A 14,042-nucleotide genomic window follows, 5' to 3' on the forward strand; every position below is an offset into this window, starting at 1 on the left:
GCGCTCCGGTAGGTTCCCGCCCAGTCCATCCCGGTGAAGACAGAGGACGAGACCCGCGTGACCCCGCCTGCTCTCTAGACCTGACACCTTCTTCCACCCAGCTGTAGCCGACGCCCCCCGTCGGCCCTGCCGGGCTGCCTTCGTGCGCCCGGTCGTACAGCGCTTGAGGCCGCGCGTAATCGGCCTCGTGTCAGGCCCAGAGAGATGGTCATGTCTGCACAACCTCATATCGTGCTGCCCTGGGTCGTTCGGCGGACCGGGCTGCCGCTACTTTCGTTGCGCTGCGTGGACTGCCGTTCGGAGTCGGCCACCGCCGGCGAGGGCAGGTTCCGCGTCAACGCCAACGGCAAGCTGCTGGACGTGTGGCTGCTGGTCCGCTGCGTGACCTGCGATCGGACGAGCAAGCTCACCGTGCACGAGCGGGTGGCGGTCCGCTCCCTCGATCCGACGGAGCTGCACAAATACCACCTCAACGATCCGGATCTGGTGGCGGCCAAGCTGTTGGATCCGTTGTTCGCCCGCCACCGCCGCTTCAGTCTGGACTGGGCGGGGGCATGGCGGCTGGACACCCCGTCGGCACAGCTCGACCAGGAGTGGCCGGTCCAGGTGGAAGTCGTAAGATCCGGTACCGGTGCGTCCGGACCGGCTCATCGCGCAGGGTCTCGGGCTCAGCAGGCCGGAGGTACTGCGCCGGGTCAAGTGCGACGTCCCGTTGCGCCGCCCGACGAGTACCGGATTCACCTTCACCGTGCTGGCCGGGCGGTAGCGCGGGTGGAGCCGGGCGGGCCAGGCGGCCCGGCCGGCTCCACCCGCGGAACTCGGATCGTGCTACCGGTCGTCAGCGGGCGACAGGACGATCGCGGCGGCCGGGCACAGGCCGGCGGCCTCGCGGACCGAGTCCTGCACCTCGGCGGGCGGGTCGGGTCGCAGCACGATCGCCGTGCCGTCCTCCTGGTGCTGGTCGAACACCTCCCCTGCCGTCAGGGCGCACATGCCGGAGCCGATACAGCGTTCGGTGTCCACGGTCATCCGCATCGGTCACGCGTCCCAGGTGACCGGGAGGCTCTTCACCCCGTAGATGTCCGCGGTCTCCGGCCGCAGGGCAACCTCCTCGGGGGGTACGGCCAGGCGCAGCGTGCGGAATCGGTTGACCAGCGCGGGGAACGCGACCCGCATCTCGACGCGGGCCAGCTGCTGCCCCAGGCACTGGTGGATGCCGTGGCCGAACGCCAGGTGCCCACCCTGCTGCCTGTGCAGGTCGAGCACGTGCGGATCGGTGAAGCGCTCAGGGTCGCGGTTGGCCGTGTGGTACGACAGGATCACCGGCGAGCCGGCCCGGACGGTCTGGCCGCCCACCTTGACGTCCTCCAGTGCTGTCCTCATGAACGTCTTCGCGACGCTGAGGTAGCGCAGCAGTTCCTCCACCGCGCGGTCGGCGAGCCCGGGATCGGCGCGCAGCGCGGCCAGTTGCTCCGGGTTGCGCAGCAGCGCGAACGTGCCGAGGGCCAGCATGTTCGCGGTGGTGTCGAGCCCGGCAGCCAGCAGGAGCAGGGCGATCCCCTTCAACTCCTCGTCGGTGAGGTCGCTGTCGGTGAGTTCGCTGAGCACGTCGTCGGTCGGGTTCGCGCGTTTCGTGGCGACCAGTTCGGCGAGGTAGTCCTGGGTGGCCGTGTAGGCCACGACGAGGTCCTCGTCGCTGGTCTCCCCGTTCATGAACGAGTCGACCTGCTCCTGGAAGGACCCCCGGTCCTGGTACGGCACCCCCAGCAGCTCGCAGATCATGATCGCGGGAATCGGTTTGGCGAACGCCGTCACCAGGTCCGTCGGTGGCCCGGCCTTCTCCATGGCGTCCAGGTGCTCGGCGGTGATCTGCGCGACGCGCTCGGTGAGCAGGCGCATCCGCCGTACGGTGAACCTGCCCATCAGCGGCTTCCGATACCGGCCGTGCTGGGGCTCGTCCATCAGGAGGAACTCACCGGGTGGGGCCGGGGGGATCACGAAGTCGCCGTAGTCGATGGTCGGATGGCGCATCAGCTCCTTGCGTGAGCTGAACCGCGGGTCGGCCAGCACCGACCTGACCAGGTCGTATCCGGTGACCAACCAGCCCGGTTTCCCGCCGGGGAAGGTGTAGCTGCTGATCGGACCGTGCCGGCGGGCATCGATCAGCTCTGCCGGCGGGTCGAACGGGCAGCCGGGCTGGCGTGCCGTCGGCATCGTCGTGACAGCATGCGGAGATTGCCCCATCGCCATTCCTCGTCTCGCGGGTAGTACCTGTTCGGTGATAGCTGAAAGCTACGTTGCATTTAGGGATTCCACAAACTGCTTTTCCCTGTTATAGCAGCTCAAGGTGGATAAACTGATGCAATGAGCCTGGAGGCGAATGCAATGCCGCGTTGCAATCATTGATGACGAAGGCAATGCTCGGGCGCCAGCGGGTTCCTCGGGTTGAGAAACGTCGACACCCCGACTGGACCTGCGGAGCGTCGACCAGGTGCTGTGCCGGGAAGACCACTTATCAGAACGCCTCCCCGTAGCTTCCAACGTAAGAGCAACGATTATTTTGATCTTGGCTGGGCTGGTCGGCTTGTAACACGGGGCGCACAGGGTGCCGTGGTTTCGATGTTGATCGGGCGATGGCATGGCTGCCACGCGGTGGGATGCTCGACGACTACGGGGGTGCGGGAGCAGACCCGCACGGAAATCTGCGGGAGATCACCCGGTACGCGGGTTGGCCCGGGAACACTGGGAACCCGCCGCAGCGGTGGCGCCGACCCCGGCGTGTGCTCAGAGGTCGCGGCGGTGTATGGAGGTCACGGCGACGACTACCGCGGCGAACGACCAAGCGCCGAACACGATCCACGCCTCGGTGATCGACACCGGGTACTTGCTCTGATCTAGCTGCATCGCTGCGGGATTCTGGACCAGGGCATCCCATGCGGCGTACGGCATCGCGTTGCCGATTTCCTTGACCCACCGGTAAGTCTCGCCCTGAAAGAGACTCGGCAGGAGGAGAAGCACGAGAATCGTGGCGACGATGCTGCCGGTGGCATGGCGGATGGTGGCGCCGATGCCCATGCCGACGAGGGCGCACACTGGTGCGAGTAACGCGGACGCCACGACGGCTCGCAGGGCGCCGGGGGCGCTGAGTGAGAGGCCGAGGTGCTGCGTGTGCAGGATCGCCTGGGTCACACCGAACGACGTCGCCGAGACGACCGCGCCCAGGACGAGCATGACCGCCGTCACGACGACCACCTTGGCCGCCACCACTGCGCGGCGGGCGGGGACGGCGGCGAACGTCGTGCGGATCAGTCCGCTGGTGTATTCGCCGAAGACCGTGATGGCACCCACGCTGGCGGCAATGATCATGAGGATCTGGTAGGCGTTCGTCACGAAGGCGGTATTCATCGGGTCGAACAGCGGATTGTGGAAGCCGGCTGGCCGACTCGCGATCATGCTGACGTTGGATCGGGCGGAGTTCGCGTTGATCCCAATGATGACCAGTGCGCCGAGCCCGAGCACCAGGTAGGTCGAACGAAGCGACCATAGCTTGATCCACTCTGCGGCGATCAGGTCGCGGAAGCGGGCGCGGGGTTGCACGGCGGTTGCGGCGGTTCGAGGCGCCGTCAGTGTGGTCATCGGGGGTCTCCTGCGGGGTATTCGACGCTGTGAGCGGTGAGTTCCATGAATGCCTCCTCCAGGGAGGCGGTCTGGGTGGCCAGTTCGTGCAGCACGACGCGGTGATCGAAGGCGAGTGCGCCGATCCGGGCAGCGCTGAGTCCTGTCACCGTGACCAGCCCGTCGCCGTCCGGCCGGACCGATGCGCCATCGGCGGTCAGGATGGCCGTCAGCGCGGTGATGTCGGGGCTGCGCACGATGACGGCCAGCCGGGTGCTGCGGGCCGCGAACTCGGTCAGGGGCTCCGCTGCGATCAACTCGCCTCGGCCGATGACGATGATCTGGTCGGCGGTGTTCTCCATCTCGGTCATCAGATGGCTGGAGACGAACACGGTGCGGCCCTCGGCGGCCAGCCGCCGGAACAGGCTGCGCACCCACAGCACACCCTCCGGGTCCAGGCCGTTGATCGGTTCGTCGAAAACGAGTACTGGTGGGTCGCCGAGCAGGGCGGTGGCGATGCCGAGCCGCTGCTTCATCCCCAGCGAGAACCCGCCGACGCGCCGACGCGCCGCGCTGGCCAGCCCCACCTCCGCCAGCACCTCATCCACCCGGCGGCGCGCTATGCCGTTGCTGCGGGCCAGGGCGGACAGGTGCGCCACCGCGCTGCGCCCGCTGTGCACGTCGTGCGCGTCCAGCAGCGTCCCGACGTGCCGCAGCCCGCGCGGGCGGTCCTGGAACGGGCGCCCGTCGATGGTGGCGGTTCCGCTGGTGGGGGTGTTCAGGCCGAGGATCATCCGGAGCGTGGTGGACTTACCGGCACCGTTGGGGCCGAGGAACCCGGTCACCTGCCCCGGGCGCACCGTGAAGGTCAGGCCCTTGACGGCGGTGGTCTTGCCGTAACGCTTGGTCAGTTCGTTGACTTCGATCACCCGACCTACGCTGCCGCAGGCCGCAGCTACGCCGCATCGGACCGGCGGTAGCAAACGCGGCCGGCGCCGTTGGACCGCGGGTGTACAACCACGGTCCAATGCCCTGGTCAGGTCACACGGTTACGATCGGCACATGCCCGCCGCGTCACCCCTCCCTTCCCTCAGGCGAGTGCCGTCGGGCGCGTGGACCGCCCTGACCTGGTGCGCCGGCATTGCGTACGTGTTCATACCCGCTGTCCGGTTGCCCGGCGAACCGCCGTGGCGTCCAGACCCCGATCTGGACCTGGTGGCCACCGGTTGGATCCTGCTGGTGGGCGCCACCGTCCTGGTGCTGGCCGGCAGCGGGCTGCTGCGCCGCTGGCCGTTGCCAGCCCTGATTCTGCTGCTCGCCGGTGCGGTCGCCGCGGCGATGGAGCTGAACTCCACGACCATCGAGATCCCACAGTTCCTGGCGGTGGATGTCGCCCTGTGCGTCATCGCGGCGACCCGCCCGCGCCGGACCTCGATCGTCGCCGGCATCCTGGCCGTCGGTGTGCTGGCCGTCTACGCGAGTATCCGGTTGCTGCTCGGGTTTCCGATCGGCACCTCGGAGCAGCTGGTTGTCGCCCTGACGGCCGTGATCGCCTGGCAGATCGGCAACTCGAGCCGACAGTCCCGCGACCACGCCGAGCGGCTCTCCGTCCAGCACGCGGCCCAGGCGGTCACCGTCGAACGGCTGCGGATCTCCCGCGAGCTGCACGATGTCGTCGCCCACAGCATCGGCATCATCGCTCTGCAGGCCGGTGCGGCGAGCCGGGTCATCGACACCCAGCCGTCAGCGGCGCGTACCGCGATGACCGCCGTCGAAACCGCCAGCCGGGAGACCCTGTCCGAACTGCGGCGGATGCTCGGCGGGCTCCGCCGGGCAGACCCGGGCCCGGTGGCGGCGCCGCTCGACCCGATGCCGGGCCTAGCCGACCTCGACCGGCTGGCGGCAGCGACGACCGCCGCCGGCGTTCGTGTCGACGTGCGGTGGGGAGGGCAGCGCCGACCGCTGCCCACCGACATCGACCTGTCCGCGTTCCGCATCATCCAGGAGTCGGTCACCAACGTGGTACGTCACTCCGGCACCCGCTCCTGCCAGGTGTTCATTGACCATCGGGACGAGGAACTGTCCATCGAGGTCGTCGACAACGGGCACGGCCGCAGCGGCACCACCGGCACCGGGTACGGCATCGCCGGCATGCGTGAACGGGTCGGGCTGCTGCACGGAGACTTCTCCGCCGCGGCCCGCCCTGAGGGCGGCTTCCGGGTGACCGCCCGGTTGCCCGTGCCGGTGACGCTCCGATGACGGTACGGGTCGTCCTCGCCGACGACCAGCCCCTGGTGCGTACGGCCCTGCAGATGGTCATCACCGACACCACCGACATCGAGGTCCTCGGGGAGGCCGGGAACGGTGCCGAAGCAATCCACCTGGCCGAGGGTGTCCAGCCCGATGTCGTGGTGATGGACATCCGCATGCCCGGCATGGACGGCATCGAGGCCACCCGGCTGATCACCGCAGGCCCGAGCGGGGCACGGGTGGTCGTCCTGACCACGTTCGACGACGACGAGTACGTCTACGCGGCGTTGCGTGCCGGAGCGTCCGGATTCCTGGTCAAGGACATGGCGCTAGAGGACATCCTCGCCGCGATCCGCGTCGTCGCCGCAGGCGACGCCCTTATCGCCCCGAGCGTCACCCGGCGCCTGATCGAGGAGTTCGCCGGCCGCCCCGACCCCGCCCCGCGACTACCTCGGACGGTCGAGGGCATCACCGAACGGGAACGGGAGGTGCTGACCCTGGTGGGGCGCGGCCGGTCCAACTCCGAGATCGCCGCCGACATGTTCATCAGCGTTCCGACCGTCAAGACGTACGTGACCCGGCTTCTCGCCAAGCTCGACGCCCGCGACCGGGTCCACCTGGTGATCATCGCCTACGAGTCGGGCCTGGTGGCGCTGCCCCGGTGAATGACGATCCCTTGCCCCGAGAGATCCGCGAGCTTCAGCAGGCCAGCTGGAAATGCCAGATCATCGTCGCGGGTGTCCCGGCGTAGGAACGCACCCCCGTGTTACAACCGGAACACCCCAGCCAAGATCAAACTAATCGTTGTTCATGAACGCTGGAGCCTGCGGGGAGGTCAGAACGGGGGCACGTCGGCGGATGCTCCATGCCTGGTGGACACCGGCTCGCGCTGTTGGAGGAGCGCCACGGCTTCCCTGACGCGGCCGAGACCGATGAGATGCCAGGCCAGGATGCTACCGACACCGCTCTCCTGCTGTTCGAGGATGACGACGGCCTCCTCGCCGCGTCCAGCCTCGGTTCCTCGATCCGGTCGTGCCGGGCCAGCAGGTCGGCCAGTTGGTCGCGGTTGTTGACCGAGGTGGTGTCTCGGGTGTGCAGCAGAGCGATCGCCTCGTCGACGCGGCCCTGGCGTTCCCGGATCGCCGCGAGCAGGTCGACTGCGTTCCACGGCTCGACGGCGCGGCGGCGGCACGACGAGGCGTCGCGGTGAGGTTCTGCCGCCATCCGGGCGGCCAGCAGCGCGGCTGCGTCCTCGTCCCGGCGTGGCAGGCCACCAGCACCCGGTGAACCGGATGATCGTCATCGACTCCGCCTCGCCGGTACCCCCGTTCGAGCAGCTCCGTGCCCAGCTGGCCCGGCAGATCCAGGACCAGACGCTGGCGGTAGGCACCATCCGCCGGTTGGCCGCGGACCTCGACCTGGCCGTCAACACCGTCGGCCGGGCCTACCGGGAACTGGAGGACGGGGCTGATCGAAACCCGCGGATCAGCCGGCTCGTTCGTGTCCGCGGCCGGTGTGCAGGGACGCGAGCGGGCCGGCCGCGCCGCCGCCGAGTACGCCGCGGTCATCGCCAGCGTCGGCATCGACACCAACGAGGCCATCCGGATCGTCCACGCGGCGTTGACCAGGAGCATCCCGGTATCCCCCGCCAGGCCCGACCCGAAGGAGGCGTGACGCCCAGCGCCGATACTTGTGGCATGCCAGGAGGACGGTTGACCCAGCAGGACCGCCAGCGTATCGCGGCCGGCCTCGCCGACGGGCTCTCCTACGCCGAGATCGCGAGGCGGCTCGACCGGCCGACCTCGACGATCAGCCGGGAGGTCGGCCGCAACGGCGGCCCCGGCGGCTACCGACCGCAGCACGCACACCGGGCGACGACCCAACGGGCCCGGCGGGGCACACCGGCACCCTCCCGCCCGGCCGGAACGGCGGACGGCACAGCCGGAACGGAGATCATCGAACTCGCGGTCCGCACCGGATTGCCGAGGATGACGGCGCGGGTGCACGTCGACCTGCTGCTCGCGGAGGACGGCAGGCGTACCGCGGCCGAGCTGACCCGCCGGCTGAAGGTCAGCCCCGCCTCCGTTTCGGTGGCCGTGAACTACCTCGTCCAGCACGGCTTCGTCCGGCGTGAACGCGATCCGCAGCGCCGTCGCGACGTCTACGTGGTCGACGACCAGGCGTGGTACCACTCCATCGTGATCAGTACCCAGCACACGCTGGAGTCGGCCCGGGCCGCGCTGGCCGCGGCGGAGGCGTCCGGGTCGGACACCCCGGTGGGGCAGCGGCTGGCCAGGGCGGGGGTGTTCCTGGAACGGGTCAGCCTGGACATGCGCGAGTCGGCCGACCGCTGGCGTTCCCTGCTCGCCTGACGGGCTCTCGACCGATCATCGGGCCGGAACAAACCGGTGGACAGCCGACAGCCGTGCCGCGATCGTGGCCGGTATGCGCCAGGAGGAGATCTGGGACACCGAGACCGCCCGAAACTACGACACGCCGGGCAGTGGGATGTACGCCCCCGAGGTGCTCGGACCCGCCGTGGACCGCCTCGCCGAACTCGCCGGAGCCGGCCCGGCGCTGGAGTTCGCCATCGGTACCGGGCGGGTGGCGGTGCCGCTCGCCGAGCGGGGCGTACCGGTGGCCGGCATCGAACTGTCCCGTCCGATGGTCGACCAACTTCGCACGAAGGTCGACGAGGCGACCATCCCGGTGGTCGTCGGCGACATGGCCAGTGCCGCCGCCCCGGGGAGGTACACCCTGGTCTACCTCGTCTACAACACGATCTCGAACCTGCTCACCCAGGCCGAGCAGGTCGCCTGTTTCCGCAACGCGGCCCGGCACCTGCTGCCCGGCGGCCGGTTCGTCATCGAGCTGTGGGTTCCCGAGCTGCGCAAACTGCCACCCGGCCAGCAGGCGGTGGTGTTCAGGACCGTGCCCGGCTACATCGGCCTGGACACCTACGACATCCTGCGGCAGCAGGTGGTGTCGCACCACTTCCGGTTCGGCGACGACCGCCGGACGACGGTGTTCCGCAGCCCGCACCGCTACGTCTGGCCCGCCGAACTGGACCTGATGGCGCAGTTGGCCGGCTTCGAGCTGGAGAGCCGGCACGCCGACTGGAGCGGCTCCGGGTTCACCGGCGAATCCCGGTCGCACGTATCCGTCTACCGGATGCCGTCCGAGGGTTGAGCCGCCGCCGCCGGCACGGGTCGTCGCCCCTCGCCCGGCGCCCGCTGTCTCGTCGCTCGTCGCCGGTGGTTCTCGTACCGGATATTCGGTCGACCCGGCAGCCGTCGACGGTGAAACTCTCGACCATGAGCCGGGAGCCGGTGCCGGCGCACACGGACGCGTCGGCGGGCCCGGCGGTCGATGCCGCCGCGCTGCCGGTGCTGTGGCTCTACGGACCGCCCGCCGTCGGGAAGACCACGGTCGCCTGGACGTTGTTCACCGAGCTTTCGCACCGGATCCCCACCGCCTACGTCGACCTCGACCAGCTCGGCATCTGCTACGCCCCGCCCAGCCCGGACAACTGGGCTCCGGAGCCGGCCTCCGACCCGGGGCGGCACCGGCGGCAGGCGCGCAACCTCAACCTGCTGGCGGCGAACGTCCGGGCCGCCGGCGCCCGCTGTCTCGTCGCCTCCGGAGTCGTGCACGCCGTTCGGGGTGTCGAGGCCGACCTGCTGCCGCAGGCGGCCGTGACCTGCTGCCGGCTGCGTGCCGAGCCGCCCGAGCTGCGGCGGCGGCTGGCCGGCCGGGGCGGTGCCGGCGACGAGGCGGTCGAGGAGGTGCTGGCGTACGCGGCGGAACTGGACCGGAACCATCCGGCCGACCGCTGTGTCGACACCACCGGGCGGGACGTCGCCGAGGTGCTCAAGCTGGTACGCGGCGAGACCGGCGGCTGGCCGGCGCGCAGCGGCACGGCCACGGCACCGGTCCGGCCGTTCCCCCGCTACCCGGCCGGTCCGGGCGAGATCCTGTGGCTCTGCGGTGCGACCGCGGTCGGCAAGTCGACGGTCGGCTGGCAGGTCTACGCCACCCTCAGCCGGGCCGGGCGGCGTACCGCCTTCGTCGACCTCGACCAGATCGGCTTCTACCGCCCGGCCGGTCCGGGCAGCTCCCGCGACCATCGGCTCCGGGCGAGCAACCTCGCCGCCGTCTGGCAGACTTACCAGGCGACCGGGCTGGAACGCCTGGTCGTGGTCGGCCCGGTCGACGACGCCGAGACGCTGCGGACGTACCGGGCGGCGCTGCCGAGCGTGCGGATCATCCTGTGCCGGCTGCACGCCGGCCGGGACTCGCTGGCCGAGCGGGTGGTCCTCCGGGGACGCGGGCAGGGTCCGCTGATCCCCGGCGACGCCCTGAAGGGACAGTCGACGGCCCGTTTGCGGCAGATCGCCGACGAGGCGGCCGCCGACGCCGAGGCCCTGGAGGGCGCGGCAGTCGGCGACCTGCGCGTCGACACGGACGGCCGGACGGTGCCCGACATCGCCGGAGAGGTGGTCCGGCGTCTCGGCTGGTCGGACTGAACCGCCCCGCCTACCTGCCGGTGCTGCGGCACCGCCGGCTGACCCCGACCGGTCGTGGTCAGTGCCGCAGACGGGCGGCCACCGGCAGGTGGTCGCTGCCGGTGGCCGGCAGGGTCCACAGGCCGGTCACGGTCGCCGACCGGGACATCACCTGGTCGATCCGGGCCACCGGCAGCGCCGCCGGCCAACTGAACGGCAGGGCCGGGCCGGCCGACGGCAGCAGCTCGCGGACCGGCGCGAGCCCCCGGTCGTGCACGGTGCTGTTCAGGTCGCCGAGCAGGATCACCGTGTCCTGCCGCTCGGCGGCGAGCGCCCGGGCCAGCAGCCGGATGCTCTCGTCGCGCGGCGCGCTGCCGAATCCGTCCGGCAGGCCGAGTCGTACCGACGGCAGGTGTGCCACGTAGACGGCGGCGTCCCCACCGGGCAGCCGCACGGTGGCCCGCAGTCCCCGGTTCCAGTTCGGATCGAAACCGGCCGGTCTGAGCCACACCGGCCGGTCGTCGAGCAGCGGATGGCGCGACCAGAGGGCGACGGTGCCGTGCACCGAACGGTACGGATAGACCGGATCCAGCACGGCCGCGTACGCCGGCAGTGCCGCCGGGGTCAGCTCCTGCATCCCGATCAGGTCGGGCCGGATCCGGCGCAGCGCGGCGGCCGTGCCCGCCGGATCGGGGTTGGTGTCGCCGACGTTGTGCTGGACCACCGTGACGTCCCCGTCGGCACGCTCGGCGGGCAACAGCCCGGCACCGAAGAGCCCGAGCCAGGCGCCGCCGGGCAGCACCAGCGCGACCAGGGCGGCTGCCGAGCGGCGCAGCAGCGCCGGCACCAGCAGTGCCGGGACGGCGACGCCGAGCCAGGGCAGGAAGGTCTCCAGCAGGCTGCCCAGCCGGCCGATCCGGTTGGGCAGCAGGGCATGTCCGGTCAGCAACAGGCCGACCAGCAGCGCCGTGCCGGCGGTGGGCCACCCGCGTCGCCAGGCCGACCGGCCGCGCCCGTCGACGCCCCGCCACCGCCGCGTCCGGCGCTCCGGCCGACGCACCGTCGTCGGGTCGTCGTCCAGGATGGCCCCTCCCCCGGGTGCGGACCGGCCAGCCACCGGACACAGCCCGCCAGCCACCGGACCGGCGGCGAGTCTCCGGACCGGACGGTGGCCCGGCTACGTGCCTTCCCGGTGCACCGTCACGGTTCCGGCGGCGCCGTCGACGGTGATCACCTGACCGGTCCTGATCGTATCGGTGGCGCCGGGAACACAGATGACCGCGGGGATGCCGTACTCGCGGGCCACCGTCGGGCCGTGCGCCATCGGTGCCCCGGTCTCGGTGACCAGTCCTCCGGCGGTCAGGAACAGCGGCGTCCAGCCGGGGTCGGTGGTCGGGGCGACCAGGATCTCGCCGGGCTCGACCCGCGCGGTCGCCGGGTCGAGCACCACCCGGGCCGGGCCGGTCACGGTGCCCGCCGCCGCACCCACCCCGCGCAGCGCGTCGGCTGCGGTCGCTGCGGTCGGGGCGAGTGCCGCCTCCACGTCGGTGCCGTCGGAGAGCAGCGCGACCGGTACGTGCCGGCGGCGCAGTTCCCGCTGGTACGTCTCCCGGCGCCGCGCGACAAGTGCCCGCTGGTCGACCCCGTCCCGTACGGCGGACCGCGCCTCGGCCAGGGTCAGGAACATGATGTCGTCGGCGCTGTCGAGCCGCCCGCCGTCGACGAGTTCGGCACCGGCCAGCAGCAGTTGCCGGCGGCTCTCCCGCAGCGGGTACAGCCCGGCGAACTTGCCCGCCTCGCGCAGCCCGGCCAGCACCCGCGCCCGGCGCAGCAGGAACCCGGCGAGGCGGCCCCGGACGGGTCGGCGGCGACGGGCCCGGGAGACGAGTTCGGCGAGTGTAGCCTCGGCTTCGGCGGCGGCCCGGGCGAACCGCCGGTCGGGGGCCTGTTCCGGATCGGTGACCCGCAGGTAGTTGGCGATCGCCGCGAAGACCGGGGTGGGGTCCTCGGCCCACCGGGGCACCCCGAGGTCGACCTCGGCGGCGGCCCGGTGCCCGTAGCTGTCGAGGAACGCCGCCAGGCCGATCTCCGGAAGCGTGCCGGCCCGGTACCGTTCGGCGAGTTCGGCCGGCGGTGTCGTGCCGAGCAGTTCGCGGTGCGCTCCGGCCCGCTCGGCGAGCCGCCAGAGCGCCAGGTCCATCTCGATTGTGACGTTGTGCGGCATCCCGCCGAGCACCGTGTTCAGCTCGGCCTGGCTGGCGACACCCTTGAGCAGTTCCGCCGGCAGGGCGGCGGTCAGGATGCCGGCGACGACCGGCCAGATGATCCGGTCGTACCGGGTCGACGGGTCCTGGGCCTCGACGAAGTCCAGCCGCTCGGCCGCGGTACCCAGCCCGGCCGGCCCGGCGGCGGCCCGCTGCCGGAGCTGGTCGATCTCCGCGAAGAGCCGGACCCGGGCCGCCTCGGGGCGGGCCAGCGCGGCGACGATCCCGGCGACGGCGCGCGGCGCGGTACGCAGCGCCGGGCCGAATCCTGCGGAGCCGGACCGACGGCCTGGCACGGGTGCGAACCGCGGATCGGTCAGGATGTGCGCGACGACCGCCTGGGCGCGGGGGCCGAAGTCCACCGCCATCAGTTTCACCAGCCGCTTACGGGTGGCCGGGTCGCGGACCAGGTCGGTCAGGTCGGCGTAGAGGCGGCCGCCGATGTCTACGAGCTCGGCGCGGATGCCGAACGAGCCGAGGATGCCGGCCAGGATCACCCGCAGCGCGGACATCCCCATCGGGGTGACCGGGCGGAGCATCCCCTGCACGTGCCCGAACTCCAGGTAGATCCGGGGCTGTGGCCGGTCGGTCGGCGGAGGCAGCGGGAAGAGCGTGGTGATCGGCCGGGACTGGAGCAGCCAGAGGGTGCCGTCGCCGTCGAACGCCCACTCGATGTCCTGCGGGGGGCCGAAGTGGGCCGCGATCCGCTCGCCGGCCCGGTGCAGTTCGGCGAGCTGGGCCGGGGTGAGGCAGCCACGGTCGTCGTACCCGGTGCCGTCGAGGACGTAGTGGTCGGCGGCGGCGGTGCCGTCGACCACGCCGGTGCCGAGCCCGGGTGCGGCGTCGACCACCATCTCGGTGCGGCGCCCGGTGACCGGGTTGGCGGTGAACAGCACACCGGCGACGGCGGCGTCGACCATGCGCTGCACCACCACCGCCATCCGGACGGTCTCCTGGTCGACGCCGTTGGCTTCCCGGTACGCGACGGCCCGCTCGCCGTGCAGCGAGTTCCAGCACTTGCCGATGGCGTCGTGCAGCGCGTCGACGCCATCGACGTCGAGCAGGGTCGCCTGTATCCCGGCGAAGCTCGCGAACGGCAGGTCCTCGGCGGTGGCGCTGGACCGCACCGCGACCGGCCCACCGCCGAGCGCCGCGTACGCCTCGGCCACCTCGCGCTCCGGGATCACGCCCCGCTCGTGGGCCGCGGTGGTCAGGCAGAAGCCGTCCGGCACCCGCTCGCCGCTCCTGATCAGCTCGCCGAGCCCGGCCGCCTTGCCGCCGACCAGTTCCGGCCGGCCGGCGACGGCCTCCGTCAGCGTGATCACGTTCACCAGGGGACTCCCCTCCGCCTTTTCAATACGACTGCAATGTAACCGGCGCGGCGGCCCCAAGTCAATACGACTGCAAT

Annotated in this window: 14 protein-coding genes and 1 pseudogene; 9 read left to right on the forward strand and 6 right to left on the reverse strand. The window is 71.4% G+C overall.

Going from position 1 to position 14,042, the window contains the following annotated elements; genetic code table 11:
- Positions 1-210: 210 nt before the first annotated feature.
- Together ACN28A_RS31205 and ACN28A_RS31210 are read left to right on the forward strand one after the other, a co-directional pair.
- A pseudogene (locus tag ACN28A_RS31205) lies at positions 211-555 on the forward strand (DUF1062 domain-containing protein); the annotation flags it as partial.
- Between the two features lie 76 nt (positions 556-631).
- Positions 632-766 (forward strand): hypothetical protein, encoded by a 135-nt coding sequence (locus ACN28A_RS31210; RefSeq protein ID WP_421401358.1) that lies wholly within the window; start codon positions 632-634, stop codon positions 764-766.
- A gap of 62 nt (positions 767-828) precedes the next feature.
- On the opposite strand, the gene ACN28A_RS31215 is transcribed toward ACN28A_RS31210, so the two are convergent.
- The 4 genes from ACN28A_RS31215 to ACN28A_RS31230 all read right to left on the reverse strand — a co-directional run bounded on the left by ACN28A_RS31215 (position 829) and on the right by ACN28A_RS31230 (position 4,544).
- Positions 829-1,035 (reverse strand): ferredoxin, encoded by a 207-nt coding sequence (locus tag ACN28A_RS31215; protein WP_421401361.1) that lies wholly within the window; start codon positions 1,033-1,035, stop codon positions 829-831.
- A 3-nt stretch (positions 1,036-1,038) separates the two neighbouring features.
- Positions 1,039-2,214 carry a cytochrome P450 gene (locus tag ACN28A_RS31220; protein ID WP_421401363.1) on the reverse strand — a complete coding sequence of 392 codons (1,176 nt, stop codon included), beginning with the start codon at positions 2,212-2,214 and terminating at the stop codon, positions 1,039-1,041.
- A 570-nt stretch (positions 2,215-2,784) separates the two neighbouring features.
- On the reverse strand, positions 2,785-3,636 hold the full coding sequence (locus tag ACN28A_RS31225) for a hypothetical protein (RefSeq protein WP_421401364.1): 852 nt from the start codon (positions 3,634-3,636) through the stop codon (positions 2,785-2,787).
- The gene (locus tag ACN28A_RS31230; RefSeq protein WP_421401366.1) at positions 3,633-4,544 is read right to left on the reverse strand and encodes an ABC transporter ATP-binding protein; all 912 of its coding nucleotides are present in this window, start codon (positions 4,542-4,544) and stop codon (positions 3,633-3,635) included. The genes ACN28A_RS31225 and ACN28A_RS31230 overlap by 4 nt, the downstream gene beginning before the upstream one ends.
- Before the next feature lie 220 nt (positions 4,545-4,764).
- Here ACN28A_RS31230 and ACN28A_RS31235 point away from each other — a divergent pair, with 220 nt between their 5' ends.
- The 7 genes from ACN28A_RS31235 to ACN28A_RS31265 all read left to right on the forward strand — a co-directional run bounded on the left by ACN28A_RS31235 (position 4,765) and on the right by ACN28A_RS31265 (position 10,391).
- Positions 4,765-5,874 carry a sensor histidine kinase gene (locus tag ACN28A_RS31235; RefSeq protein ID WP_421401368.1) on the forward strand — a complete coding sequence of 370 codons (1,110 nt, stop codon included), beginning with the start codon at positions 4,765-4,767 and terminating at the stop codon, positions 5,872-5,874.
- On the forward strand, positions 5,871-6,530 hold the full coding sequence (locus tag ACN28A_RS31240) for a response regulator (protein ID WP_421401370.1): 660 nt from the start codon (positions 5,871-5,873) through the stop codon (positions 6,528-6,530). Before ACN28A_RS31235 ends, ACN28A_RS31240 begins: the two co-directional genes overlap by 4 nt.
- Before the next feature lie 427 nt (positions 6,531-6,957).
- Entirely contained in the window at positions 6,958-7,152 is a 195-nt protein-coding gene (locus ACN28A_RS31245) for a hypothetical protein (RefSeq protein WP_421401372.1), read from the forward strand.
- A 213-nt stretch (positions 7,153-7,365) separates the two neighbouring features.
- Positions 7,366-7,539, forward strand: coding sequence for a hypothetical protein (locus ACN28A_RS31250; RefSeq protein ID WP_421401374.1), 174 nt, complete (start codon positions 7,366-7,368; stop codon positions 7,537-7,539).
- A gap of 38 nt (positions 7,540-7,577) precedes the next feature.
- The gene (locus ACN28A_RS31255) at positions 7,578-8,237 is read left to right on the forward strand and encodes a helix-turn-helix domain-containing protein (protein WP_421401376.1); all 660 of its coding nucleotides are present in this window, start codon (positions 7,578-7,580) and stop codon (positions 8,235-8,237) included.
- Positions 8,238-8,310: 73 nt separating this feature from the next.
- Complete coding sequence (locus ACN28A_RS31260) at positions 8,311-9,054, forward strand: class I SAM-dependent DNA methyltransferase (RefSeq protein WP_421401378.1); 744 nt, start codon at positions 8,311-8,313, stop codon at positions 9,052-9,054.
- A gap of 125 nt (positions 9,055-9,179) precedes the next feature.
- Positions 9,180-10,391 carry a hypothetical protein gene (locus tag ACN28A_RS31265; RefSeq protein ID WP_421401380.1) on the forward strand — a complete coding sequence of 404 codons (1,212 nt, stop codon included), beginning with the start codon at positions 9,180-9,182 and terminating at the stop codon, positions 10,389-10,391.
- A 58-nt stretch (positions 10,392-10,449) separates the two neighbouring features.
- Here ACN28A_RS31265 and ACN28A_RS31270 read toward each other — a convergent pair whose 3' ends face one another.
- Entirely contained in the window at positions 10,450-11,334 is an 885-nt protein-coding gene (locus ACN28A_RS31270) for an endonuclease/exonuclease/phosphatase family protein (RefSeq protein WP_421404730.1), read from the reverse strand.
- A 213-nt stretch (positions 11,335-11,547) separates the two neighbouring features.
- Positions 11,548-13,965: a PEP/pyruvate-binding domain-containing protein gene (locus ACN28A_RS31275; RefSeq protein ID WP_421401383.1), complete on the reverse strand. Its 2,418-nt coding sequence runs from the start codon at positions 13,963-13,965 to the stop codon at positions 11,548-11,550.
- Positions 13,966-14,042 lie beyond the last annotated feature (77 nt).

The organism is Plantactinospora sp. WMMB782 (assembly GCF_049179135.1).
Classification (GTDB): domain Bacteria; phylum Actinomycetota; class Actinomycetes; order Mycobacteriales; family Micromonosporaceae; genus Plantactinospora.